Source organism: Caulifigura coniformis (genome assembly GCF_007745175.1).
GTDB lineage: Bacteria > Planctomycetota > Planctomycetia > Planctomycetales > Planctomycetaceae > Caulifigura > Caulifigura coniformis.
Genome location: NZ_CP036271.1, coordinates 666,280 through 690,276, shown reverse-complemented (window position 1 = coordinate 690,276; position 23,997 = coordinate 666,280). Strand labels below are relative to the sequence as shown.

21 protein-coding genes are annotated in these 23,997 nt (G+C 64.4%); 11 read left to right on the top strand and 10 right to left on the bottom strand.

The features are described 5' to 3' along the window. Positions 1–97: 97 nt before the first annotated feature. Positions 98–898: an SDR family oxidoreductase gene (locus Pan44_RS02775; RefSeq protein ID WP_145027014.1), complete on the top strand. Its 801-nt coding sequence runs from the start codon at positions 98–100 to the stop codon at positions 896–898. A gap of 10 nt (positions 899–908) precedes the next feature. Here the strand turns inward: Pan44_RS02775 and Pan44_RS27210 are convergent, their stop codons facing one another. Together Pan44_RS27210 and Pan44_RS02765 are read right to left on the bottom strand one after the other, a co-directional pair. Then, complete coding sequence (locus Pan44_RS27210) at positions 909–1,547, bottom strand: hypothetical protein (protein WP_197453783.1); 639 nt, start codon at positions 1,545–1,547, stop codon at positions 909–911. A gap of 17 nt (positions 1,548–1,564) precedes the next feature. After that, complete coding sequence (locus Pan44_RS02765; RefSeq protein WP_145027012.1) at positions 1,565–2,404, bottom strand: MBL fold metallo-hydrolase; 840 nt, start codon at positions 2,402–2,404, stop codon at positions 1,565–1,567. Positions 2,405–2,533: 129 nt separating this feature from the next. Here Pan44_RS02765 and Pan44_RS02760 point away from each other — a divergent pair, with 129 nt between their 5' ends. The 3 genes from Pan44_RS02760 (at position 2,534) to Pan44_RS02750 (ending at position 4,709) form a co-directional block, all read left to right on the top strand. After that, complete coding sequence (locus Pan44_RS02760; protein ID WP_145027010.1) at positions 2,534–2,740, top strand: CDGSH iron-sulfur domain-containing protein; 207 nt, start codon at positions 2,534–2,536, stop codon at positions 2,738–2,740. Next, positions 2,740–3,330 carry a ClpP family protease gene (locus tag Pan44_RS02755; RefSeq protein ID WP_145027008.1) on the top strand — a complete coding sequence of 197 codons (591 nt, stop codon included), beginning with the start codon at positions 2,740–2,742 and terminating at the stop codon, positions 3,328–3,330. Before Pan44_RS02760 ends, Pan44_RS02755 begins: the two co-directional genes overlap by 1 nt. Positions 3,331–3,530: 200 nt before the next feature. Continuing rightward, a complete protein-coding gene (locus Pan44_RS02750) occupies positions 3,531–4,709 on the top strand; it encodes a sialidase family protein (RefSeq protein WP_145027006.1) in 1,179 nt (392 codons plus the stop codon). Positions 4,710–4,734: 25 nt separating this feature from the next. Here the strand turns inward: Pan44_RS02750 and Pan44_RS02745 are convergent, their stop codons facing one another. The 5 genes from Pan44_RS02745 to ispH form a co-directional block, all read right to left on the bottom strand. After that, a complete protein-coding gene (locus Pan44_RS02745) occupies positions 4,735–6,813 on the bottom strand; it encodes an HlyD family secretion protein (protein WP_145027004.1) in 2,079 nt (692 codons plus the stop codon). A 497-nt stretch (positions 6,814–7,310) separates the two neighbouring features. Next, complete coding sequence (locus Pan44_RS02740; protein ID WP_145027002.1) at positions 7,311–8,174, bottom strand: transglutaminase family protein; 864 nt, start codon at positions 8,172–8,174, stop codon at positions 7,311–7,313. A gap of 229 nt (positions 8,175–8,403) precedes the next feature. Next, positions 8,404–9,318, bottom strand: a complete 915-nt coding sequence (locus tag Pan44_RS02735) for a transglutaminase-like domain-containing protein (RefSeq protein ID WP_231754203.1) — start codon at positions 9,316–9,318, stop codon at positions 8,404–8,406. Positions 9,319–9,336: 18 nt separating this feature from the next. Further along, positions 9,337–9,882, bottom strand: a complete 546-nt coding sequence (locus tag Pan44_RS28180; RefSeq protein ID WP_390620659.1) for a class I SAM-dependent methyltransferase — start codon at positions 9,880–9,882, stop codon at positions 9,337–9,339. Between the two features lie 34 nt (positions 9,883–9,916). Next, positions 9,917–10,858 (bottom strand): 4-hydroxy-3-methylbut-2-enyl diphosphate reductase, encoded by a 942-nt coding sequence (gene ispH / locus Pan44_RS02725; protein ID WP_145026997.1) that lies wholly within the window; start codon positions 10,856–10,858, stop codon positions 9,917–9,919. A gap of 352 nt (positions 10,859–11,210) precedes the next feature. Between ispH and Pan44_RS02720 the strand changes: the two genes are divergently transcribed. Next, on the top strand, positions 11,211–12,602 hold the full coding sequence (locus Pan44_RS02720) for an aspartate aminotransferase family protein (protein WP_145026994.1): 1,392 nt from the start codon (positions 11,211–11,213) through the stop codon (positions 12,600–12,602). A gap of 17 nt (positions 12,603–12,619) precedes the next feature. After that, entirely contained in the window at positions 12,620–13,567 is a 948-nt protein-coding gene (locus tag Pan44_RS02715; protein WP_145026992.1) for a glycosyltransferase family 2 protein, read from the top strand. Positions 13,568–13,628: 61 nt separating this feature from the next. On the opposite strand, the gene Pan44_RS02710 is transcribed toward Pan44_RS02715, so the two are convergent. After that, the gene (locus Pan44_RS02710; protein WP_145026990.1) at positions 13,629–14,414 is read right to left on the bottom strand and encodes a succinate dehydrogenase/fumarate reductase iron-sulfur subunit; all 786 of its coding nucleotides are present in this window, start codon (positions 14,412–14,414) and stop codon (positions 13,629–13,631) included. Positions 14,415–15,109: 695 nt separating this feature from the next. On the opposite strand from Pan44_RS02710, the gene nusA reads away from it, so the two are divergent. From nusA to Pan44_RS02690, 4 genes are all read left to right on the top strand, one after another. Beyond that, positions 15,110–16,504 carry a transcription termination factor NusA gene (gene nusA, locus Pan44_RS02705; protein WP_145026988.1) on the top strand — a complete coding sequence of 465 codons (1,395 nt, stop codon included), beginning with the start codon at positions 15,110–15,112 and terminating at the stop codon, positions 16,502–16,504. A 339-nt stretch (positions 16,505–16,843) separates the two neighbouring features. Next, entirely contained in the window at positions 16,844–19,933 is a 3,090-nt protein-coding gene (gene infB / locus Pan44_RS02700; RefSeq protein WP_145026986.1) for a translation initiation factor IF-2, read from the top strand. A 67-nt stretch (positions 19,934–20,000) separates the two neighbouring features. Further along, positions 20,001–20,423 (top strand): 30S ribosome-binding factor RbfA, encoded by a 423-nt coding sequence (rbfA, locus tag Pan44_RS02695; protein ID WP_145026983.1) that lies wholly within the window; start codon positions 20,001–20,003, stop codon positions 20,421–20,423. A gap of 61 nt (positions 20,424–20,484) precedes the next feature. Further along, complete coding sequence (locus tag Pan44_RS02690) at positions 20,485–21,351, top strand: hypothetical protein (RefSeq protein ID WP_145026981.1); 867 nt, start codon at positions 20,485–20,487, stop codon at positions 21,349–21,351. A 200-nt stretch (positions 21,352–21,551) separates the two neighbouring features. Here the strand turns inward: Pan44_RS02690 and Pan44_RS02685 are convergent, their stop codons facing one another. Then, on the bottom strand, positions 21,552–21,908 hold the full coding sequence (locus tag Pan44_RS02685; protein ID WP_145026979.1) for a 2Fe-2S iron-sulfur cluster-binding protein: 357 nt from the start codon (positions 21,906–21,908) through the stop codon (positions 21,552–21,554). A gap of 165 nt (positions 21,909–22,073) precedes the next feature. Then, on the bottom strand, positions 22,074–23,159 hold the full coding sequence (locus tag Pan44_RS02680) for a prenyltransferase/squalene oxidase repeat-containing protein (protein ID WP_145026977.1): 1,086 nt from the start codon (positions 23,157–23,159) through the stop codon (positions 22,074–22,076). Between the two features lie 91 nt (positions 23,160–23,250). On the opposite strand from Pan44_RS02680, the gene Pan44_RS02675 reads away from it, so the two are divergent. Beyond that, complete coding sequence (locus tag Pan44_RS02675; protein WP_145026975.1) at positions 23,251–23,841, top strand: hypothetical protein; 591 nt, start codon at positions 23,251–23,253, stop codon at positions 23,839–23,841. Positions 23,842–23,997 lie beyond the last annotated feature (156 nt).

The following is a 23,997-nucleotide window of genomic DNA, read 5'->3' as shown; positions in this document are numbered from 1 at the left end:
GGACATTCGCGTCTCGCGGCGTCGCTGCGTAGCATGCCGCTCCTGCGCGTCGATGGACCGCCGCGCCGCCACTTCACTTCAACACTGACGAATTCTCATGCTGACCGCCGCCACCCCCTGTGATTACCTGACCGATCTCTTTGGACTCGTGGGTCGCACCGCAGTCGTCATCGGCGGCACGGGCGTTCTCGGCGGCGCCATCGCCGACACCCTCGCCCGTGCCGGCGCGACGGTGGTCGTTCTTGGACGCGATGCGGAAGCCGGCGCGACGGCCGTCGAGCGGATCAAGAAGCACGGCGGCGCGGCGGAGTTCTACAAGGCCGACGTCACGGTGAAGACGGACCTCGAAGGCCTCGTCGAAAAGCTCGAGAGCGAAGGACGCGTCTGCGACATCCTCGTGAATGGAGCGGGCGTCAATTCACCGACACCGTTCCTCGAGATCACCGATGAGGAATGGGAGCGCATCTTCACCGTCAATCTGCGGGCCGTGCGGATCGCCTGCCAGGTGTTTGGCCAGGAGATGATCGAAGGGGGCGTGCGCGGCTCGATCATCAACATTGCGTCGCTGAGCGCGATCAAGCCGCTGTCGCGCGTGTTCACCTATTCGGCCTCCAAGGCCGCGGTGCTCAACCTGACCGAGAACCTGGCGCGTGAATGGGCGCCGCATGGCATCCGCGTGAATGCCCTGTCGCCCGGTTTCTTCCCGGCCGAGCAGAACCGCAAAGTGCTGACGCCCGATCGCCAGGCGAAGATCCTGGGGCACACGCCGATGAATCGCTTCGGTGACGCGCCGGAGCTGGCGGGGGCGACGCTGCTCTTGGCGTCGAACAAGGCGGGGAGCTTCATTACCGGGGCGAATCTGGTCGTTGATGGCGGGTTTATGGCGCAGACGATTTGAGGCCTGCTGATCAACGGTTGGCAACGAGAATCAGGAACGCCAGGGCGTCCATCGCAATCGTGATCCACGCCCAACGCGTGCGGTTTCCCGTGGACTGAAATCCCCACAGTGCCAGCGGGATCGAAAACACGCCCCCGAAGGCGATCAGTAAGGCAAACATCGCGACCAACTGCATCCCCGGAGCGCGAAGTGCGTTACCCTGAAGATTCGCCGTTCCGGTGATCGTCAGGCATGAGACGGTGGCGAAGAAAGTCGTCGACAGAGCGAGCGACACGATTGCGATGGGCTCTCTCAAACTGCTGCGAGGCGATTGAGTCTCGAACGAGATGTCATCGACAAAACACTCGTCCGGAAACGACTCGCCGTCCTCGTCCTGCAAATGAGCCTTCAAGCGCGAGGCAACGTCCCGCATTTTTCGAAGCAGCGGGGCGTCCGGGTTCTTCGTCGAAATGCTGCCACCTCTCCAACAGATCCAAGCCTCGGAATTGCTCGGATGCTTCAACCAGATGGCGTAGTCCGGACCATTTTCGTCGTCGATCCGGAGTTCCGGATCCGTGCTGATCAATGACTCCCATTCCGGCCGGGTGATCTCGAGACCCTGATTCTCGGCCCATGACTGGGCTCGCGTGATGAAGACTTCGTAGCCCATGAATCACCTCGTTGACGCTACAGCCACAGTTCAACCTTCGGCTTCAACACGCCCGCCAGCTTCTTTTCCACCGCCTTGCGGATCTGCGAGTCGAAATAGCGCGTGCTGAAGTGGCCGAAGATCAGGAGTTCGTTCTTGAACTTCTCCGCCCGCTCGAGGATGTCGTCGAGATGCGTGTGGCCGAACTTGTGGATCTTTTCCTTGCGATGTTCCGGCCGGAAAAACGTCAGTTCCGTGATCAGGATCTGGGCTTCATAGATTGCCGGAAGCTGGTCGAGGCCTGACGGGGCCGTATCGCCGCAATAAGCGACGATCGGCAGCCGGATCTCGGCAGTCACATCGACGCCGCTCTGCCGGAGATCGCGAATCTCGTTGCCGCTGAGCGATGTGTATTCGGGTTTCAGCTTGCGGCGGCGCTCGAGGACGGCGTATCCGAGTGAAGGAACCGTGTGCTGAGTCGCAAACGGCACGACGACATGCTCGCGCGACAGCTCGATTTCCTCGCCCGCCCGCGCGCCGCGCAGGTTGAGCACCATCCGTCCGCGATCCAGCCGCTGCCACGCATGCAGCATCCGCTGAACGTTGTCCACGACTTCTTCCGGCACGTAAACCGTCGGCGGCTCCATCTTCATCATCCGCCGCCGCGCGACATAGGCCGGCAGCGCGGCCATGTGGTCGAGGTGGGCATGGGTGATGAAGATGTTCTCGGTTCCCATGAACGCCCACGGACTGCCACCCATGTCGAAGGCGATGCGCAGTTCGGGAATCCGCCAGTAGGACTGCACGGCGGCGCGCGAGTATCCCTCGATGGTCATGCCCCGGTGAACGAGGCTGCGGATGGGGAGGTTCTCAATCATCGAGCGGCGCAATTCGACAGAAATCCGTGACGTGCATTCGCGGCGAGAATACGGGATGCTTCACGCCCCTGCAAAAGCCCGCTGGATTTGCACCCCAGCCGGGCCACGTTGTTCGAAAAGGAGAGTGCGATGTCTGACGTCACCATCAACCTGCGTCTGAACGGCCCGCTGCTCGTCACCGGGCCGGCCAAGTTGATCGACCATGAGGGGCGTGAGTTCAATCTCGAAGGCAAGGTGAGCTACGCGTTGTGCCGCTGCGGACAGTCGAAGCGTCGCCCGTTCTGCGACGGAACGCACAAGGGATGCGGCTGGGTCGCCGAGGACAAGGCCGTCTGATGGAGACAAAACGCGTGGGTCTGCCGTCCGGCCCCCTGCCCCTCGCCGATCGCTCCGCAAGCCGCGGCGACGATTGGGAAATCGTGCTCAGTGGCGACCTCATCGAGAAGTCGGGAGACCTGGCCGAAAAGCTGACGTCGGTTCCGAGACGAAGCCGCGGAATGATCTGGTTCGATTCAGGCGGAGGGAGCGTTTACGTCGGCCTGGCGCTCGCGTCGATCATTCGCCTGCGCGGGCTGGATGCGGCGGGCGTGGTGGCCGGCGAATGCTCTTCGGCCGCGCTGCTACCGTTCGCGGCGTGCCCGCGGAGATACGTCACGCCGCATTCCACGCTGCTGTTTCACCCGATCCGCTGGCAGAGCGATGAGCATGTCCGCCTCGAGGAAGCGGCCGAGTGGGCGCGGCACTTCAAGCACGTCGAAGGAGATCTCGATGCGCTCCTGTCGCGGATGTTCGACTTCAAACTCGACCGGCTGAACGACTGGACTCGGCCGGGGCGTTTCATCACCGGTCCGGAGATGGTCGAGGCGGGGCTGGCGAAGATGCTGGATCTGTTCGGTGAGGATCTGTGGAAGCAGATGCAGGAATAGAAAAGCTCACCACAGAGACCGGGAGAAAAGGGAGATCCCGCTCTTCAGTGCTCTCGCGGTGAGGAACGTGGGCTTTCGTCACGATCGAATGGATCAGGTGCGAGTTCAAAGCGGTGAAACAAGACTCAATCCGCGACCTCCCTCTTCTCCGTCACTCCGTGTCTCTGTGGTGAATTTTTCACAGCTCAGAAAATCCTCCCATGCTCAACATCCCCCGGCTGTTCACGGTTCTGGCGTGCTTCCTTGCGGGCGGCGTCTCAAATGCGGCAGAGCCCGCTTATCGCAGTGAACTCATCTTTCCGCTGCGTGGCGAGCACAACCATGCGCCGGGCATCGCCGAGCTGGCGGACGGCGAGCTCGTGGTGAGCTGGTATCGCGGGTCGGGCGAGCGGCGGGCGGATGATGTGGCCGTCTTCGGAAGCCGGCTCAAACCGGGCGCGAAGGAGTGGACTCCCGCAGCAATGTGGGTCGACACGCCGGGATTTCCCGACTGCAACACCTGCCTGATGACGGACGCGCGCGGACGGCTGTGGCTGTTCTGGCCGGTCGTCATCGCGAACTCGTGGGAGTCGGCCATCACGCACTACCTGGTGTCGGACAGGCCGGCCGGTGACGGCGCCCCGCAGTGGAACTCGAACGGAGTGATCCTGCTGAAGCCGGACGACTTCCAGGCGCCGGCGACGAAGACGCTGGACGACATCGTGGCGGCTGCGGGGCCGTTGCCGGACAGGACGCAGGAGGTTGTGAAGAGCGTCAAGGAGCGACTGGGAGACAAGCTGTACCAGCGGCTGGGATGGCAGCCCCGCTGCAAGCCGACGGTGCTCCCTTCGGGACGGATTCTGCTGCCGCTGTACAGCGACACGTATTCTCTGTCGCTGATGGCGATCAGCGATGATGGGGGCGCGACGTGGTTTTCCGGGAAGCCGACCCTGGGGTTCGGGGCGATCCAGCCGAGCGTCGTCAGGCGCGATGATGGAACGCTCGTCGCGTTCCTGCGCGAGAACGGATTCAGCGGGAAGGTGCGGATCACTGAATCGAAAGATGACGGCGTGAGCTGGGGAGACGTGACCTCGGCCGACCTGCCGAATCCGGGCTCGGGGCTCGATGCCGTGCGGCTGAAGAGTGGGAAGTGGCTGCTGGTCTACAACGACACGACGAAGGGGCGGAACAGCCTGGCGGTGTCGCTTTCGAAGGACGAAGGGCGGACGTGGACGGCGACCCGGCATCTCGAGAAGCAGCCGGAAGGATCCTTCCACTACCCGACGGTGATCCAGTCGCGGGACGGGATGATCCACTGCGTGTACAGCTACTTCGTGGACGGCGGGAAGAGCATGAAACACGCGGCGTTCAACGAGGAGTGGATCGAGGCGGGTGACTGAACGGGCTGCGTCGTAGTGACGGCGCTCACCACCAGACGTGGCGCTGGACGAATTCGACGACGTCGCCGAAGAGGACGTAGAAGAGACTGCGTTTGCCGCAGTCGACCTTGGCGGTGACTTCCGCGCCGATCCGGCGGCCAGGGATGTCGTCCTCGTTGATCTCGGCGTAGACCTCGACGATCGCCCCTTCGTCCTGCGACTGGTTGGCGCGGGTGGCGATCTCGGACGCACGCACTTTTCCGGAGAGGGTCTTTTCGACAGCGGTGGCCGGCACGTATTCGAGAGGCAGGGTCTGATCGCCCGACAGCTTCATCGCACGCAGAAGATGCCCCATCCGATGCTCGGGGACTTCCAGCTCGAGACGCCATTCGCGACTTTCATCCATGATCTCAAGCAGTCGCTCGCCGCGCTGGACGGGACGGTCCCGCAGGAGCTGCTCGACCTGATAGGTGGCGACGGTCCCCTTGGCGGGCGACCGGACGATCAGCCGCTCGGCCCGCTCCCTGAGAACTTCGAGCTTCTTCTGAAGCCCTTCAGCCTCGGTCCGGGCGCGGACCTGTTCGCCACGGAAGCGCAGCATTTCTTCCGCCTTGCCGAAGGACGCGGCCTCGTCGGCCTGGTGCCCCAGGGCGACGGCCTGCTTTTCCTTCTCAGCGGCGGCGGCCTGCGTGGTGACGATGTCGGCCTGCAATTCCTGGTTGCGCAGGATGATCAACGGATCGCCTGCGTTGACCTGCTCTCCGCCGCGGACCTTGATTTCCAGCACTTCGCCGTTTTCCGGGGCGAAGACTTCGTGCTGGATGACCGGCATGAGCCGGCCGTCGGCCGTCACGCGGTAGGTCCAGGGAGTGTAGGCCAGGCCGGCGGAGACGGCCGCGAGTCCGATGGCGACGGCGATGGCTGTCGCCAGGCGGCGGCCGCGGAACCAGCGCTGCGTCCGCCCGATGGTTCTCCAGAGCGGGAGCAGGAAGATGCTCTCATGCTGTTCGGCGTCGGCCACGGCTTCGGCGACGTGGGGGACGATGAGCTCGATCTTCTGCATCAGGCCGACGCGGGGGTCGGCTTCGTTCGCCTGTTCGACGATCAGGCAGCCGACGACGGCTCGCTTGTCGCGTTTGCGGATCGGCTGACCTTCGGCATCGGTGCGGGCGGTTCGCCGGGGGTCGATGAGGGGGAGCAGCGCGACCATCCGCATCCGGCTCTCGGCAAGGTAGTCAGAGAGCGGCTTTTCGAGCGGAGGAGGCAGATCGTCGGCCGAGCCGGTGTAGATGAGTCGTTCGCCGGTCTTCATGACACGGCGGGTGAGGTTCGTCATCGTGCGGATCAGGTTTGCGCGCTGGTGCACGTCTTCCTGGCCGCTGACGGCGCGGACCTTGATCCGTTTGCCTTCGCGGATGGCGACGCTGACCCGATCGCAGCCGAGGAAGGCGCGGCCGTCGTTGGCGGCGTTCGCGGCGACTTCGCGGACGTCGAGCCGGCGGAGCCCATGCAGGAAACGATCGAACTGTTCCCAGAAGGGAGTGCCGGGCGGCGGGGGCGTTGCCGGGGCTCCGGGAGCGGCCGGCGGGGCCGCGGCGCCCGACTGGGGCGGCGGGGCCTGACCAGTCGGCCGGGGCACGACTGCGGTCGCGGGGCGTGCGATGGCCTTGGAACTGTAACCGGAGAGGAGTTCGACGAGATCGTGGAGGAAGGCTTCGTCGTTCTCGTCGGCTTCGGCGAAGAGCTCAATGGCGCCGACGCTGCGTTCGTCGCGGACGATCGGCCCGATCGCGAGGGAGTGGGGTTTGACGCTGCCGAGGTCTTCCGTGCGGTTGAGCAGGACGCGGATCCTGGTCTGTTCCATGACGTCGGAGACGGCGTCCTGGTGTTCCGGGTCGACGAAGAACTGGCCCGTCTCGGACAGCTTGCTCAGTTCGTGCTCACCGATGAGCCGCAATCGCGAATGGTCGTCGTAGAGCCAGACGGCGGCGGCGAGAAGTCGGCCATCCTTGACGACGGTCGGGAGAAGGCGGCGGAAGAAATCGCCCGGCGCAAGGCCCCCTTCCAGCAATTGCTGGCAGAAGGTGCGGACAGAATTCAGAGTTCTTTTATGCGTCTCGAGCATACCCGCCCGGCCTCGTCCGGTTCGTCCCTGCTGGCCCCGTTTGCGTCCTTCACAGAGTACCGGGGTTGAGCCACCAGAGCCATAGGGACCGTCCCCGGGAAGGCTGAGACGGGGAGGTGTCCGTCCGAGGTCGTTCCGGGCGCCGCAACGATCGTCGGGACCGGGCCGGAGGGCATGGCGAGCAAGATGAACGGGGCCAGGGGGCCGTTGGCTGTTCTTGCCCTCTTCTCCCGCGAAGTTTGGACGCGGGTGCTCCGGCTCCCGCGGGTCCGGTCGTCCCGGGTGGCCGGGCAGACTGGCGCTGGCAGGTGATGGATGTCGCTGGATCGTGTTCATGGTCCCTCCATCCTCCGTGGAGGGTTGCGCGCGAAACTACGGGGAGGGGTGTGAAGCTGGGGCGTTGAGTTGAAGGGCGCCGCGGTTCGCCGGGCGTGCGACGAAGGAGGCCGCTGGCATTCGCAACACGGCCGAGACGGCCGTGGCGCCTTTGCGCGGAGTCAGCCGCTGAGGCGTTCGACCTTGACGGTGACCGAGAGGAGGCCGCGGTCGTCCTGTCCGCCGAGAAACATTCCCGCGACGGGCATGACGCCGCGGGGATGGTTGCTGACGCCCGCGGTCACGTGGGCGGTGGACGTCGGCTGGCCGATCGTGGGATCGAACCCGCGCCAGCCGTAGGCGGGGAAATAGACCTCGTTCCAGGCGTGGGTCGCGGCCCGGCCAGCTTCAGAGGCAGCGCAATCGAGATAGCCGCTGACGAACCGGGAGGCGATGCCGAGGCTCCGGCAGGCGTCCATCATGAGCGTGGCCATGTCGCGGCATGACCCGCTACCGAGGCGGAGAGTCTCCGCGGGAGACTGCACCCCCTTCTCGGAGCGCCGCTGATACTGGATCTTCTTCTGGATGAGCTGCGTGAGGTGGCCGACCATGTCCTCGGCATCGAGCGGCTCCGGAGGAGGAAGCTCGGCCTGCAGCCAGGCGCGGACCTGGGGGATGTCGTCCGGGTAGGTGGGGTTGAGGTAGATGGAGGTCGCCGCCTGTTCGAGCGGATCGTAGACGACGGGCCAGGCGATCCGCCCCCGCTCGTGCAGGCCAAAATCGGGGAAGAGCGTGGTCCGCCGGACGACGACGTCGCTGAAGATTTCGAGCTGCGTGGTCGCTTCGAGGAAGTCGACGATCACAACGTTGTTCCCGAAGACGTCGCAGGTCCAGACGCGGCGGTGAGCCGGCGAGATTTCGAGCGTCATGCTTTCGACGCGCAGGTCGTGCCCTTCCCGTGGCCGGATCACGAGTCGATGTCGCCCGAGCTGGACCGGCCTCGGATAGGTGTAGGTCGTGCGATGCTCAATCCGCAGCCGTTTCATGACACGCTGGGGCTCTGGTCAACGGGACAGGAGGGAGTTGAACAGAAGGCAAGGCAGAAAAGGAAGAGCGGATTGGCGGCGGGGGGCGTCTTCCGAGGGGCGGCTGTAGGGGAGAATAGGGACGAGCCACCGGCTAGCAGTGGGGGGCAGTGTCACTGGCAGCAGGGGAGTTGATGTGGGTGGCGGGGTGGATTAGCGGATGACCCGCCGGCTAGCGCCTTGCGGCTCACTAGGCTTCGGGTGTGGCGTCGGTGTTGGTTTCGAGGGCGACGGCGGCCCGGGTGAGGTCGCCCCGGTCGAGGGGAGTGAAGTTCTGGCCTTCTCCCAGTTTGCATTCCACCTTCGACAGCCGGGTGGAGACGCCGCCGAAGATCGTGGCCACCGCAGCGTCGGCCGCATCGCGGCCGCTGCCGATGCGCACCAGTCCATTCAGCGGCGCGAGTCGCGTGGCGTCGAACAGCGCCCAGCGGCCGCCGAGATAGGCCTCAAACAGGGCGTGGAAATCCGGGGGATCGAGCTGGTAGGAATAACCGGTGAAATACCGAGCGGGGATATTAAGGGCCCGGCAGAGCGCGATGCCGAGATGGGCGAAGTCGCGACAGACACCGGTGCGTTGGGTGACGGTGTCGTAGGCGGACGTGCCGGAGTCGGTCGAGCCGGAGAGGTATTCAACGTTGTTGTGAATCCAGTCGACGATCCCCGTGACCCTGTCGTGCGGCGTCGGCAGCTTTCCGAAGAGGTCCCAGGCCAGGCGGGCCAGCTTGTCCGACTGACAGTAGCGGCTCGGAAAGAGATACGGGATGACCTCCGGCGGAATCTCACCAACCGGCAGTTCTTCGAGGTTCCGGGTGGGAAGGATGTCGTGGTCGCAGTCGACTGTGGCCGCGTAAGACACGGTGAGGCTCTTCGCATCCCCCGTTTCGAGGCGGACGAAACGGTTGTCACTGCCCGGGACGGAAAAGTGTTCGAGCGGCACCACGGGCTCGACTCCGAACTGCTCCGTCACGATCGACTGCGATTCGTTGTGCTGAACGTGGACGTTGAGGATGAGCGTGGAGGAGAAGCGGACGGCGTACTCGAGGCGGGCGGAGACGTGGAAGAGCATCGATTCGCCTAGAACCTTCCGACTCGGAATTCGCAACAACGAGAGCTCACTCGATGATCAGGGCTTGCGAGCAGCGAATCCATAGTGAAATGGAGGAAGATCAAGGAGCCGATCCGTCACGAAACCTGCGGAGGCCACTGTTCTCAGGCACTCCCCGGGACGCAATCGGATCTCCATGCTGGGTCCACGTGGAGTCGAAGGGTCATGATTCCAATGAATGACGGCGAGAATGCCGTGGCGGGTCAGCACGCGTTGAGCCTCCTGCAAAAGCAGCCCGGCTTCAGCGGCATGGAGGATATTGAACAGCATCACGAAGTCGGCACTGCCATCAGGAAGTCCGCTCCCCTGTTCGACAAAATCCCGCCGAGTGACGATCAGGTTTTTCAGGCCCGCCGTGGTGGCTGCCTTTTGCGTCGCTTCCACCATCTGGACGTCGATGTCGAACGCGTACACGAATCCGTCGACAAGTGCGGCTGCTGGAGCTGCGAACGTCCCGAAGCCGCAGCCGAGATCCACGACGCACTGGTGATCACCTTTCAGGCCCAGGCGCTTCAAAATGAGGTCCGGGTCGAAGAAGGTTCGCCAGAGGTCTTCTGACGGCATTCCGCTTTCCCGCGTCTTCATGGGCGACCTGCGATCACGCGCCGGCAGCCTGGAGGACGCGCAATTCCTTCGGCAGCGGGAAGGTCACGTGTTCTTCGCGGGTGATGGCATCTTCCACCGTGGCTCCGTAGGTTTGACGCAGATGCTCGAGCACTTCCTCAACAACGACTTCGGGAGCACTCGCCCCGGCCGTCACCAGGACGCTGTTCACTCCCTCGAACCACTCGGGCCTGAGCTCGGCTTTGCCATCGATGAGGTAGGCGGCCTTGCCGGTGGTGACGCCGATTTCCTGCAGGCGACGGCTGTTGGAACTGTTCTGGCTGCCGAGGACGAGAAGCAGGTCGACCTGGCCGATGAGCGCCTTGATGGCATCCTGGCGGTTGGTGGTCGCGTAGCAGATGTCTTCCTTGGCGGGGTGCTCGATGCCGGGATAGCGTTCTTCGAGCCGGCGAATGACGGTCGCGGCTTCCTCGACGCTCAGGGTGGTCTGCGTGAGGTAGGCGAGCTTCGCATCGGGGCCAAACGGGAGCTGGTCGACGTCTTCGGGCGTTTCGACGAGCGTGATGCTCTCGGGGGCTTCGCCCATGGTGCCGATCACCTCGTCGTGCCCTTCGTGGCCGATGAGGATGATGTTGTATCCGTCGCGAGCGTACTTGATCGCTTCGAGGTGGACCTTGGTGACGAGGGGGCAGGTCGCGTCGATGGTCTGCAGCTTGCGTTCGCGGGCGGCCTTGCGGATCTCGGGCGACACCCCGTGAGCGCTATAGAGGAGGATGGAGCCGACGGGGACGTCGTCGGGGTGATCGACGAACTTCACGCCGATGCGGGTGAAGCGATCGACGACGTACCGGTTGTGGACGATTTCGTGGTAGACGTAGATGTTCGGCCCGAAGCGTTTGACGCATTCATCGAGGCAGTCGATGGCCATGTTGACGCCGGCACAGAAGCCGCGCGGGCTGGCGAGGAGGATTCGCATGACGTTGAGTTTAACTGAAGAATCCGTTCCCGGGTCCAATTTGAAATCGACCGGCGGCTAGCGCCTTGCCGCTCACAGAATGGAACCGTTGTGGCGAGGCCCCGGCAACTGCCGAAACGCTGAACACCCTTACTAATTTTGCGTCAGGGCCGTGGGGAATGATAGTCGCTGGCGGCGAAAGGTCGTATCGTCCTTTTCGTGAGTCCCTGTTGCGGATCGTTCGGGCCGGATTTCTCAACTCACCTGGCCTTTGAGCTCCAAATCAGCCGTCGTGCGTGAGAGCCCGCGACGGGATAGGGGGATGCCGGCCTTGATTCGCCGGCGACACCCGCTCTTCGAGCTGAGTTCTTCCATGTCGAATGTGATCGAGTTTCAGGGCGAGGCGAAGTCGAACGCTGACCGCCGGACCATTTCCGCCCACGAGCCACTGGCCCTGCGGACCTTCACTCCAAGCCAGGCGGTCATCGCCAGTTCGAGCGGATCGTTCCACCACACGGCCGATGGCCGCCGCCTGTACGACTACACCTCGGGCGTGCTGGTCGCCAACCTGGGCCACAACCCGCCGCGATGGATGCAGCGATTCGCCAGCTACATGGGCTGGACTCCCGGCCTCCTGTTCGGCGAAGGCGCCGGCCCGGTGGATCAGCCGGCCGGGACGATGACCGCATACAACGCCATCACGCCGATTGAAGCGGAATCGGTGAAGCGGCTGCTGGCCAACATGCAGCGTTCGGCGCTCGGGAAGCGGCTGGACGCCGTGATGTGGGCGGCCTCCGGATCGGAAGCGGTCCAGAAAACGCTGTGGGCCTGCCTGAAGCGCGACGAAAAGCGGCCGATGATCCTGGCCACCCGATTCGGCTTCCACGGGAAGAAGGGGCTCGCCGGCGCCGTGACCGGAAGCGAGAGCGACCACGACCGCGATCCCCGCGTGAAGTTCATTTCGTTCCCCCGCGAGGAATGCGACGACGTCACGACGTACGGCCGCGATTTCGACACGGCCCCGTATCGCCGCGAACTCGAGCAGGTGTGGAAGGAACATGGCTCGAAGCTGAACTGCCTCATCACCGAGCCGTACCTCGGCGGCGGCGGAAGCTTTCACCCGCCGGCGGCCTATCACAAGCTGCTTCAGGACTGGTGCCGTGAGCACGACATCCTGCTGATCTTCGACGAAATCCAGGCCAACTTCGGCCGGACCGGCGAGATGTACGCGTTCGAGAAATACGGCGTGGAACCAGACTTCGTGTGCCTCGGCAAGGGCCTTGGGAACGGCGTGCCGGTGAGCGCGACCGTGGGTCGCTCGGACGTGATGGCCCACCTGGGATATGGCGAAGGCTCGGACACGTGGAGCGCGAATCCGATGGGTTGCGCGGCCGTGCTGGCGACGCTGGATGAATTCGAATCGACCGACGTGATGGGACACACCCGGGCGCTATCGAAGGTGTTCTTCACGGCCCTCGGGCAACTGAAGGAAACCGGAATCGTCGCGAAGGTGCGCGGCGAAGGGATGGTGTTCGGGATCGAATGCGCCGCTCGCGGTTCGAAGTCGTCACGTGACGTGGCGATCGAACTCGTCCGGGAATGCTACCTCGGACGTCCAGGCGGCGATGCGATCCACCTGCTTGGCCCGCTGGCCGGCAATGTGATCCGCATCAGCCCGCCAATGACCATGACCTTTGACGAGGCGGACCATTCGCTTACGCTGCTTCACGAAGTCGCCCAGCGCGTGGCGGCCAAGCTTTCCTAACCCACCGGTCCCTTCCGATGCTGTCGATTGTCGTTCCGGTTCTGAATGAGGCGGAAAGCCTCGCGGAACTGCATCGGCAGATCCTGGCGGCATGCCGGGACACGGGGATCGAGTTCGAAGTGATTTTCGTCGACGACGGTTCGACGGATGGTGGCTGGGCCACCATCCGTCAACTGGCGAACGACGATGCTCGCGTGCGGGGAGTGCGGTTTCGGAGAAACTTCGGAAAATCGGCCGCACTGACGGCCGGAGTGGCGCGGGCGACGGGCGATCTGATTCTGACAATGGACGCCGACCTGCAGGATGACCCGGCGGAGATCGGGGCGATGCTGCGGAAGCTCGAAAGCGGCTTCGACGTCGTCAACGGATGGAAGATCCGGCGGCTCGATCCGTGGCATAAAGTCTATCCGAGCAAGGTGTTCAACGCTCTCGTCGGCTGGATGACGGGCCTGAAGCTGCACGACCACAACTGCGGCATCAAGCTCTGCCGGGCGGAAGTGTGGCGCGAGCTGCGGATGTATGGCGAACGGCACCGGTTCATACCCGTGCTGGCCCATGCCCGCGGGTTTCGCGTGACCGAGGTTCCGGTCCATCACCGGCCCCGCGAATTCGGACATTCCAAATTCGGGGCGAAGCGATTCGTCCGCGGATTCCTGGACCTGATGACCGTGGCGTTCCTGAACGGATTCGGCCAGCGTCCGCAACACCTTCTGGGCGGGCTGGGATTGCTGAGCGCAGGGATCGGCGCGCTGGGGCTGCTGTTTCTGGGGTTCATCTGGCTGCTGATGAACGTGTTCCACGTCCTGACGCCCGCGCCGATCGGTCAACGGCCGCTGCTGCTCTATTCAGCGGTGCTGCTGCTGCTGGGGGCGCAGATCACGAGCCTGGGACTGCTGGCGGAACTGATCGTGGCGAACACGGGTCGCGACGAGCAGGCGTTCAGCGTGCTGGAAGAGACGGCCTGAGAACGCTGGGGGCGAGTGAGAGCGGTCTCGCGACCGCGTCAGTGGCGCGACCGGACGGTTCTCAGCCTTCCTTGGAGCAGAAGGCGGATTTGGCGTATTCGCGGTTGAGGCGGGCGATGTGGCTGACGCTGATGCCGGCGGGGCAGGCGGCCTCACACTCGGAGGTGTTTGAGCAGTTGCCGAAGCCTTCGTCGTCCATCTTTCCGACCATGCTGGTGACGCGGCGGCTCCGCTCGGGATGCCCCTGGGGGAGCTGGGCGAGGTGCGACACCTTGGCGGCGACGAAGAGCATCGCAGAGGCATTCTTGCACGAGGCGACGCAGGCGCCGCACTGGATGCAGGCGGCCGCGTCCATGGCGCTTTCCTGCACATCCCGGCCGACCAGGATGTTGTTCGCTTCGGGGGCCTGCCCGGTGTTGACGGAGATGAATCCGCCGGCCTGCTGGATGCGGTCGAAGGCGGTGCGATCGACGACGAGGTCGCGGATGACGGGGAAGGCGCGGGCCCGCCAGGGCTCAAGGGTGATGACGTCGCCGTCCTTGAAGGACCGCATGTGAAGCTGGCAGGTGGTCGACTTGGGGATCGGGCCGTGGGCCTGGCCGTTGATAAAGATGCCGCACGCTCCGCAGATGCCTTCGCGGCAGTCGTGGTCGAAGGCGACGGGCTCGTCGCCGGCGAGGATGAGCTTCTCGTTGAGGACGTCGAGCATTTCGAGGAAGGACATTTCCGTCGAAATGTGGTCGAGCTTGTACTCGTGGAACCGTCCGTTGGCGGAGGCGCTGAGCTGCCGCCAGACGCGGAGGGTGAGGTTGAGGAAGGTTTCCGTGTGGTGGGCGGTGGTCGACATAAGACTTCAGAGGGCGTGGGACACCGGCGAGCCGGGGGCCCGCGCGCTGGCAGGGGGTGTCGTTCGGTGAATCGTAGTGAACTGTCGGTCGACAGGCACCTAAAGGGGTTATGAAAACCCATCTTTAGGAAGGGGTCGGGGAGAATTTGCACCGGGAGGCGGCTCATCCGCTCGTCCTTGGCTTCGTTGACTTTCCGTCCTGTTGGTCATATTCTGCAACACGCAAGCGTCCATGATTGTCGGCGCGGTTGTGCGGAGGGTGTTTCCGCATGGGCGTGCCGGGCAGTCAATTGGCTGTCGGAACGAAGTGTTCCGGTGACTGATTTGGCGTTCGTGCCGGGGGTTCGAAACGCGGTCTGGGATATGACTTTCGTGAGTCATGTCTGCGGCTGCCTGGCAGCGACGTCGCTACCGAGGTTGCTGATGTAAGTAGTTTCGATCACACACCGTCGGTTTCAAAAACAGCGGGTGGAGCGTGCGCGGGTGACCGTCGTGCCTTCTGCAAGCGGTTTTTCCGGCAGTCCGGTGCGTCGTCGGTGGGTCAGCCCACCTTTTTTGTTTGATAGGCCCCGGTTTTTGGATCGACGGCCTGTTGACGGCACTTGCGGATTGAGAACAGCGGATTGGCAGCCCTCGGACGGGAATGTCCCTTCGAGGCGACAACGACGAAATTTGACCTAAGCTCGGTGCAACCAATGAACGGACCGGAAGTTCTTCGCCTGGTCGACACGATCTCGCGCGACAAGAACGTCGATCCGGAGATCGTGTTTGAAGGGATCGAGCAGGCCATCCTGTCGGCCGCGAAGCGGCATTACGGTGAAGACCGGGACGTCACGATCAACATCAACCGCGGCTCGGGCGAGCCGTCGGTGTCGCTGGATCGTGCCCCGCTGCCGAAAGACGAACTGGGCGACCTGCTGGGCCGAATCGCCGCGCAGACGGCGAAGCAGGTGATGATCCAGAAGATTCGCGAAGCGGAACGCGACGCGCTGTTCGACGAATTCAACGAAATGCGGTCGCAGATGGTGACCGGGGCGATCACCCGCGTCGACCAGGGGGCCGCATCGGTCAACATCGGAAAGATCGAGGCGCTGCTTCCCAAGAGCGAGCAGATTCCGGGCGAAACCTACAAGGTGGGCGAGCGGATCCGGTGCATCGTCCTCGAAGTGAGGAAGTCGGGAACGCGGATCAAGGTGATCCTGTCGCGGGTCCATCCGGAACTGGTGCGTCGGCTGTTCGAAGTGGAAATCCCGGAAGTGGCGGAGCGGGTGATCGTGGTGCGGTCGCTGGCGCGTGAGGCGGGTTATCGCTCGAAGGTCGCCGTCAGCTGCTCGGACAACAGCGTTGACGCAGTCGGCGCCTGCGTGGGCGTTCGCGGGTCGCGGATCAAGACAATCGTCGAAGAACTGGGTGGCGAGCGGATCGACATCGTCCGGTGGAACGACAACCTGCAGGTGCTGATTCCCAACGCCCTGCAGCCGGCGGAAACCGAAGACGTGATTCTCTGCCCGATGCTGGGTCGCGTGATCGTACTGGTCCGGGAAGACCAGCTGTCGCTGGCGATCGGCAAGCGGGGACAGAACGTGCGTCTGGGCTCGAAGCTGGTCGGCTGGGATATCGAAGTGATGACGCGGGAAGAGCTCGACGAGCAGCTCGACCGCAGCGTGAGCGCGTTCTCGGCCGTTCCGCACATGACGGACGAGCTGGCCGAGACGCTGGTGTCGCAGGGCTTTTTCAGCTTTGCCGACTTGTCCGTGATCGAGCCGGACCAGTTCCAGGAACTGAGCGGACTGACGGACGAGCAGTGTGAAGAGATCATCGAGTTTGCGGATCGCGAAAGCCTCCGTGAAGAGGAAGAAGAGGATCGTCGGAAGTCGCTCGAAAAGGCGGCCAAGCAGGCCGAGGCTCAAGCTGCTGCCCTGGATCGGATGACGGGGAAGCCGCTGGGCGGCGGAGCTGCGGCGGCCAATGGGAAGACGGCGGAGGTCGAACCCTCGGCGTCGGCGGCATCTGCGGAACCGGCGGCAGAGGTGGCGACGGACACGGCAGCTGAGGCGGAACCTGCAGCGGAGGCGGAACCGGCAAGCTGAACTCAAGCGGGGTGAAATGTGCCAGGGCCGGATGCCCTGACGTGGCGGATGCCACGCGAAATCGGATCGATGGTGATCGATCGCAGGACGCAGCAGGGGACGCGTCAGGAAGTCGCAGGCGGCCATCCGCCTGAGGGCCTGTCGTCGCTGCGGATGCAAACCGGGGCTCTGGCTGTCAATGGGCAGCGGCCCGCGGGGCCACACGGCGTATGCGGTTGAGCGTTCACCTGAAGGGTGAGCGACGTTCAACCGGACAAACAATATTCAGCCGCGAGTCGCGGCAGCATTTAAACAGGCTGATCGTCGCATCTGCGGCGACGGCCGATTGGGGAGTGGCGATTGAAGATTCGGATCTTCGCACTCGCGAAAGAGCTCAATCTCGATAGCAAGGATCTCATCCAGGCTTGCAACGACGCGGGACTCAACGTGAAGAGTTCCCCGCTCGCCAGCATTTCGCCTGAAGAAAAGGACATGGTCCTGGGATTCATGAAGAACCGTCAGCAGGGTTCGACGGCGGTCGCAGCGCGACCGGCCGAACAGACGCTGACGCGGGACGAAAGTCTCGACCGGATGGGGAAGGTGAAGCCGATCCGGCAGCTGACCCCGGCGCCTGCACCACCGACTCGTCGCTCTTCGCGGCCGGCGGACGAGGTGGACTATCCGCCTGAACCGCAGATCGAGGAGTCGGTCGAACCGACTCCTCCCCCTGCCCCCCCCGCGGCTCCTGCTCCCGTCGCCACGCAGCCGGCGGCCGCCGAGCCGCTGGCGCCGGAACGACCGACGATCAGGCCGATTCCCAGCAAGATCCGTGTGCTCGACCGCCCGGCGGTCGAGCGGCCGACCCCGGTTGAGTCCGTGGAGGAAGCTCCGGCCCCCCCCGAGACTCCGCCCGTCGCCCCCCCTGTTGTTGCCACTCCGCCGGCAGCCGAAGCGCCTGTCGCCCCGAGCCCGGCCCCTGTTCCGGCCCCGGAAGCGACGCCTGCTCCCGTCGCGGCGTCGGCTCCTCCTCCTGAAGCAGTCCCCCCGACGGCCGCAGCGGCAGAAGCGCCGGCCGCCGCCGATGCGGACAAGTCGAAACTCGTGCCGAACACTCGAGCGGATTATGTGGCGCCTGGCGGCCGATCGAGCCGCATGGGCGTGAGGGAAATGCGGGCGGTCGGTTCGGTGCGCGATCCGGCCCAGCGTCCGACGCGCCCCGACCAGGCCGGCGGGCCTCCGCAGCCGCAAGACCGTCCCGAGCCCAAGTCGGAACGAACAGAGGCGCCGATCGAGCGCGATCGCGGCCGCCGCGGTCCGGTCCACCCGGGCATCGCGACTCCGAGCTTCCGGCCCCCGGTTCCGGGCAAGCGGAACGAAGGGCCTGTCCAGAAGCCGGACATGCCGCTGACTCGCGAGATGCTGGGCAACAAGCGCAGCCCTCTCGCGGACATCATCAAGAAGCACAAGGACGTCGGCGCGAAGAAGACACCCGCCGAGCTGCTCGAGGACGAGCGGAGCGGAAAGTCGGGGCGTGGAAGCCACGTCGGCCTGCAGGAGACTCGCGACGAGCGCCGTCGCAAGCGGCAGAAGAGCCGTGGCGACGACGACTCGGGCTCCTCGACGTTCAACCGCAACGTGAAGCGCGGCCGCCGCGGCGGTGGACACATCGAACTGCGGACCTCGGCGGAGGTTTCGCTCCCGGCGACGGTGCGCAGCTTTTCGGCGGACCTGGGCCGCCCTGCGAAGGACATCATCGGCGTGCTGTTTCGCGCCGGGAAGATGGCGACGATCAACGATCCGCTCGACGAGAACGACCTGCTGGATATCGGCATGGAGCTGGGCGTCGATGTGACGATCAAGCGGGCCGAGACGGTCGAAGACGTGATTTCGGCGCAGCTCGCGCTGCCGGACGAAGAACTGGGAGACATCCAGCCGCGTCCTCCGATCATCACGGTTCTCGGTCACGTCGATCACGGCAAGACGACGCTCGTGGACAAAATCCGGAGCGCGAACGTCGCCAAGGGCGAAGCGGGCGGCATTACGCAGCACATCGCCGCGTACCAGGTCGACCACAACGGCCACAAGCTGACGTTCGTCGATACGCCGGGTCACGCTGCGTTCGGTGAAATGCGAGCCCGCGGAGCCAACGTCACGGACATCGTGGTGCTGGTGGTGGCCGCGGACGACGGCGTCATGCCGCAGACGGTCGAATGCATCGCCCACGCCCGTGCGGCCGGCGCGCCGATTGTCGTGGCGATGAACAAGATCGACCTGCCTGGCGCCAACGAGCAGAAGGTGCTCACCGACCTCGCGAACCAGAACCTGCTGCCGGTCGAATGGGGCGGCGACACGGAAGTGGTGCGTGTTTCGGCACTGAACGGAACGGGCCTCGACAACCTGCTGGAAACGCTGCTGGTGACGGCGGAACTGAAGGAGCTCAAGGCTCCGACGGACGCTCCGGCGGACGGCGTGTGCCTGGAAGCCTTCCGCGACGAAGGCCGTGGGCCGGTGGCCTGGATCATCGTCCGCCGCGGCACGCTGCGTGTCGGCGACCTGGTGCTGTGCGGTCCGTCGTTCGGATTCATCCGGGCGATGTACAACGACCGCGACGAAGAAATTTCGGAGGCTCCGCCGGCGACGCCGGTGCGCGTGGCCGGACTGAACGCGGTGCCCAATGCGGGCGACACGTTCCTGGTGCTGGCGGACGACGACATCGACATCGCCCGGGAAGTCGCGGAAACGCGGCAGGTGCGCGGCCGGACGGAACTCCTCTCGCGTCGCGGCGGTCCGCGGACCCTGGAAGAGTTCCTCTCGAAGAAGGAAGGAACCATCCGGGACCTGCCTTTGATCGTGAAGGCCGACACCCCAGGCTCAATCGAGGCCCTGCGTCACGAACTGGGCAAGCTGCAGCACGACGAAGTGCGGATCCAGATCATTCACGAAGCCGTCGGCGGCGTGAACGAAAGCGATGTGTACCTGGCATCCTCCGCCGGGGCGATCATCATCGCGTTCCACGTTGTTCCTGAAGACCGCGCCCAGTCGCTGGCCGAACAGGAGGAAGTGGAGATCCGGCGTTACAACATCATCTACAACGTGACGGACGACATTCGCGGCGCCCTCGAGGGGCTGCTGAAGCCGGAACGTGTGGAAGTGGCCACCGGGCGCGCGCTGGTGCTGCGGACGTTCCCGATCAGCCGTCTGGGAACGATCGCGGGCTGTCGCGTGTTGAATGGAACCATCGAGCGATCCAATCGCGTGCATGTGATCCGCGACCAGAAGATCCTGAACGATTACGGCATCGCCTCGCTCAAGCGCGAGAAGGACGATGTGCGCGACGTGCGGGACGGCCTGGAATGCGGTATCCGCCTGGATGGCTTCAACGACATCAAGGAGGGCGACCTTCTCGAGGCGTTCAAGATTGAAGAGCGCAAGCGGTCGTTTGATTCCTAAGGAGAAACCAGGAGGCGGAGACAGGGGCCGGGCCTGAAACCCATTCCTGAATCCGTCTTCCGCAGCCATGTCCCACCGTCGCACCGCAAAAGTCGCGCAGGCCATCCGGCAGGTCGTCTCCACGGCGATCCTGACCGAGTTGCGCGATCCGCGCGTCAAGAAAGTGACCGTACTGAACGTCGAGGTCCCTCCGGACCTGCGATCGGCGAAGGTCTACGTGTCGGTCATGGGCGAAGAACGGGAAGGGTTCCTCGTCCTGCGCGGGCTGCAATCGGCGCGAGGTTTCCTGCAGTCCCGGATTGCCGACGAGATCGACCTGCGCTGGACTCCGATTCTCGAGTTCGTGCTCGACAACGGCGTGAAGAAGAGCATTGAGACGTCGAAGATGCTGCGAGATGCGGGCGTGGGCACTGAGGACGACGAGGACGCTCCGGAAGCCGCGGAGGCCGATGGCGAGGACGTCCCGGAATCCGAGGACGATTCGGGCTGAAGGACGTCCCCGGCACCTCACTGTTCGCAATTGTTGACCAATCGTTCCTCTGGATTCTCTGATGACCTCTTCCACCAATGCTCCCAAGAAGCTCAAGGCAGCCGATCGCCAGGAACTTCTCTCCAAGGTGCTGGGGGTTCTGAAGAAGCGGTACAAGACCGCGCCTCCCAAGCACAACAAGCCGGTGCTCGAGACGCTGCTGTTCGCCGTGCTGCTCGAAGACGTCCCATACCCGGAAGCGGAAGAAGCGTACGACAGCCTGCTCAAGAGCTTCTTCGACCTCAACGAAATCCGCGTCAGCTCAGTGGCGGAGATCGAAGACTCGCTGGGAGACCTGCCGGACGCGGGCTGGCGGGCCCTGCGGATCCGCGAGATCCTGCAGTACTGCTTCGAGAAGTTCTTCGCGTTCGACATGGAGCCGATTCGCCGCAAGACGCTGGACGTCGCGGAGAAGTCGCTCGACAAGATCAAGTACCTGACGCCGTTCGCCCGCGAATTCACCCTGCTGCACGGTCTGGCGGCCCACGCGATTCCGCTCGACCCATCCAGCCATGAGTTTCTCGGCTGGCTCGGAGTGGCCTCGGCCGACAACATCCGCCAGGCGATGGACGACGTTCGCGGGGCCGTGCGGAAGGCCGATGTTCCGCTGTTCCTGCACCTGGTTCACAGCATGGGCTCGGACCCGCTGTTCCATGGCGCGTTCCGGATGAAGCCTTCCGAGAAGGCGGCCGGAGGCGGCGATCCCGCGACGGCCGTGGAACGCCTGAATGCCGTGCTGGCCGGCGGCGGCAAGAAGCTTCCCGCGGCGAAGACCTTGAAGAAGCCGGAGAAGCCGCCCGCGGCTCCTGCCTCACGCAAGCCGCCTGTCGCCGAGCAGCGGAAAGTGGCGAAGGCCAAGCCGGCCGCGAAGCCGGTGAAGAAGAAGTGAGTTGGAACGGGGCGCGTGAGTGGGCGCGATGTGTCGCCCCTGACGGGGTCGGTTCGTGGGGGGTAACGGCGGCTGAACGCCGGTGGGCTCGGCGACGCGAAGCAGAGCTTCGCAGTGGGTGCGTGACCAAGGTGGACCTTGGTCACGAGGAAAGCCGGATTTTTCAACGCGGCCGCGACTTTGCAGACGCCTGCCTGAGATCAGGCCCAGAACTTCTCGGAGTCGTTGAGCGGCGGCTGGGTTTCGACTTCGCAGTCGCCATTCACACTGGCCTGGCAGGCGAGTCGCATGGTTTTCTCGCGGCCGATGCGGGCGAAGAACCAGATCGGGTTGACCAGCGTGGTGAACTTCTCCCAGAAGCCCTGCGGGGAGAGGTGGTCTTCGCCCTTCTTCACGTTCACGCGGCAGCTGCCACAGAGGCCATTGCCCAGGCAGTTCAGATAGTTGTGCGGAACCGGGTAGAGCTGCACACCGTTACGTTTGGCCACCTTGCGGAGATTGGAGCCGGCCGGAACTTCGATGGTCTTCTTCTCTTTGACGAACGTGACCTTGGGCATGGCGGCAGGTGCGAGCGAGTTCGACGGTGCGGGGACCAACGCGATTTCAAATATACGGGCGGGGGAAGCGAATTCCAACGCGGTCCGGAGCGCCGCGGGGCGATCACCAATTGCAGGAATACACAGGCGATTCGCGCAAATGCGCTCTCCGCACAGGCGGCCTGATTACCGCTGATAGATCGGCAGGTAGTGGTATTCGACGGTGAGCGCCAGCACGGCGAGGCTCGTGGCGTAAACCTTCCCGGCGCCATGTTCGCTGCCGTGGCGCGGCATCCAGCTGCCGTCGTTCTGCTGGGCGGTCAACAACAGCTCCCGAAGCTGATTGCGGGTGCGCTGGGCGTACTGGCCTCCGAGCTTGGCCATGCCGACGCCCGTGTAATAGGCACCGTAATAGAAGTAGTTGGCATCGTGCCGGAGAGGGTTGTTGAGGAGCCAGTCGGCGCCGCCGACGGTCTCGACTGCTTCATGCTCTCCACAGACCTCGAGGCAGGTGATGCCGGTGCCGGTGAGGACGGGAGTCTGGCCGTGGCCCGGTTCGTAACCGAAGCCCCGGTTTCCGCGCACGCTGCAACGTTTGACGTAGGCGATGGCGGCGTCGATGCACTCGGCCGGCACGTCGCAGCCGGCGTCCTTCGCAGCACGGAGAGAAAGGACCTGCCAGCCTGTGACCGAAAGGTCGCTGTCGCGGCTGTCGACCTGGTAGCGCCAGCCGCCGGCGTGGCGGATGTCTTTCTTGACGGCCTGGGCCTGGATAATGAGATGGATCCCGCGTTCCAGCGCCCGTCGGACGAGCGCGGCGTCGTCCTCGCCGACCATGCCGACGGCCTCCGCGAGCATCAGCGTGCTGATGCCATGGCTGTACATCGGCCCGTGGCTTCGGCGATGGACGAGCATGCCGTTGGCTTCCTGGTGGGAACAGACCCAGCGGATGCCGCGCGTGATGTGGAGGCCATACGGGCCTTCGTTCGGAACGTGACCGGCAGCGAGAAACGCCATGACAGCCAGCGATGTTCCCGACGTGTCTTCGCCGTAGCCATCGAGTCGCCATGAGCCGGCGGGGAGCTGCGCCTGGGCGAGAAACTCGAGCGCCCGGGTGATGGCGCCGTCGACAAGCCGTTGCTCGGGATCGACGGGGGCGCCGAGCAGCGGGCCAGCGGGAAGCGACGCGGCCAGACCCGCGGCCGTAAGACGACGCAGGAACTTCCGCCGCGAGCCGACGCTGTCGACGTCGAAATCAGTTCCAATCGGCATAGACGATGTGCCCGAATTCAATCGCGTGACCTGTCATCCTCACCGCGAAACGATACCGTAGCGGCATTGTACGGGAGAGGAGGCGTGAACTGTGAATCCGCTGGATGAACTCGGCCGACTGGTGGCGATTCATAAATCGCCCGAGCTTCTTTTTGACGAGGTGGAACACGTTCCCGCGTCGCTGACTCCGGAGCCCTACCGTCAGCTTCTCGTCCACGATCACCACATGACGCTGGCCATGGAAGGCTTCCATGGGCATCCGGTGAAGGTGCATGTGGTCGACCGGCATCTCGAAGATTCGGGCTATTTCCGGACGAGCGTGCTGACAGTGCCGGCGACGACGATCGGCCGGACGTCGGGGCGTGCGGGAGGCCGGTTCGCGGGGGAACGGGCGGTGCAGTTCGGCGCCATCCGGTTCAATTTCGAGTTTGTGACGGTCGAGGTGCGTGAGGAGATCGTCGCCGAGCACACTCCGCTCGGGCAGGTGCTGATCGATCACAACGTGCTTCGGCACATCGATCTGGGGGCGATCCTGCGGATCAAGGTCGGGCCGGAGCTGGCGGACATCTTCGGCTGCGAACGGGGGACGGAGACGTACGGGCGGCTGGCGACGATTTTCTGCAACCGGCGGCCGGCGGTGGACCTGCTGGAAGTGAGCGCGCCGCTGCTCCACCCGTCGTAAGCCACATCCTGCTCTCAGGCAGCGACGTTTTGTTCCTGTTTTTCGGCGCGGGTTCGGGGGCATCCGCATCGTGGGCCGCAATGTCCGGCGTGGTCGCTTGAACGCCCGCAGCGATCACCGCATCCTGCACGTTCCTTGATGCATTTCCACGCAGCC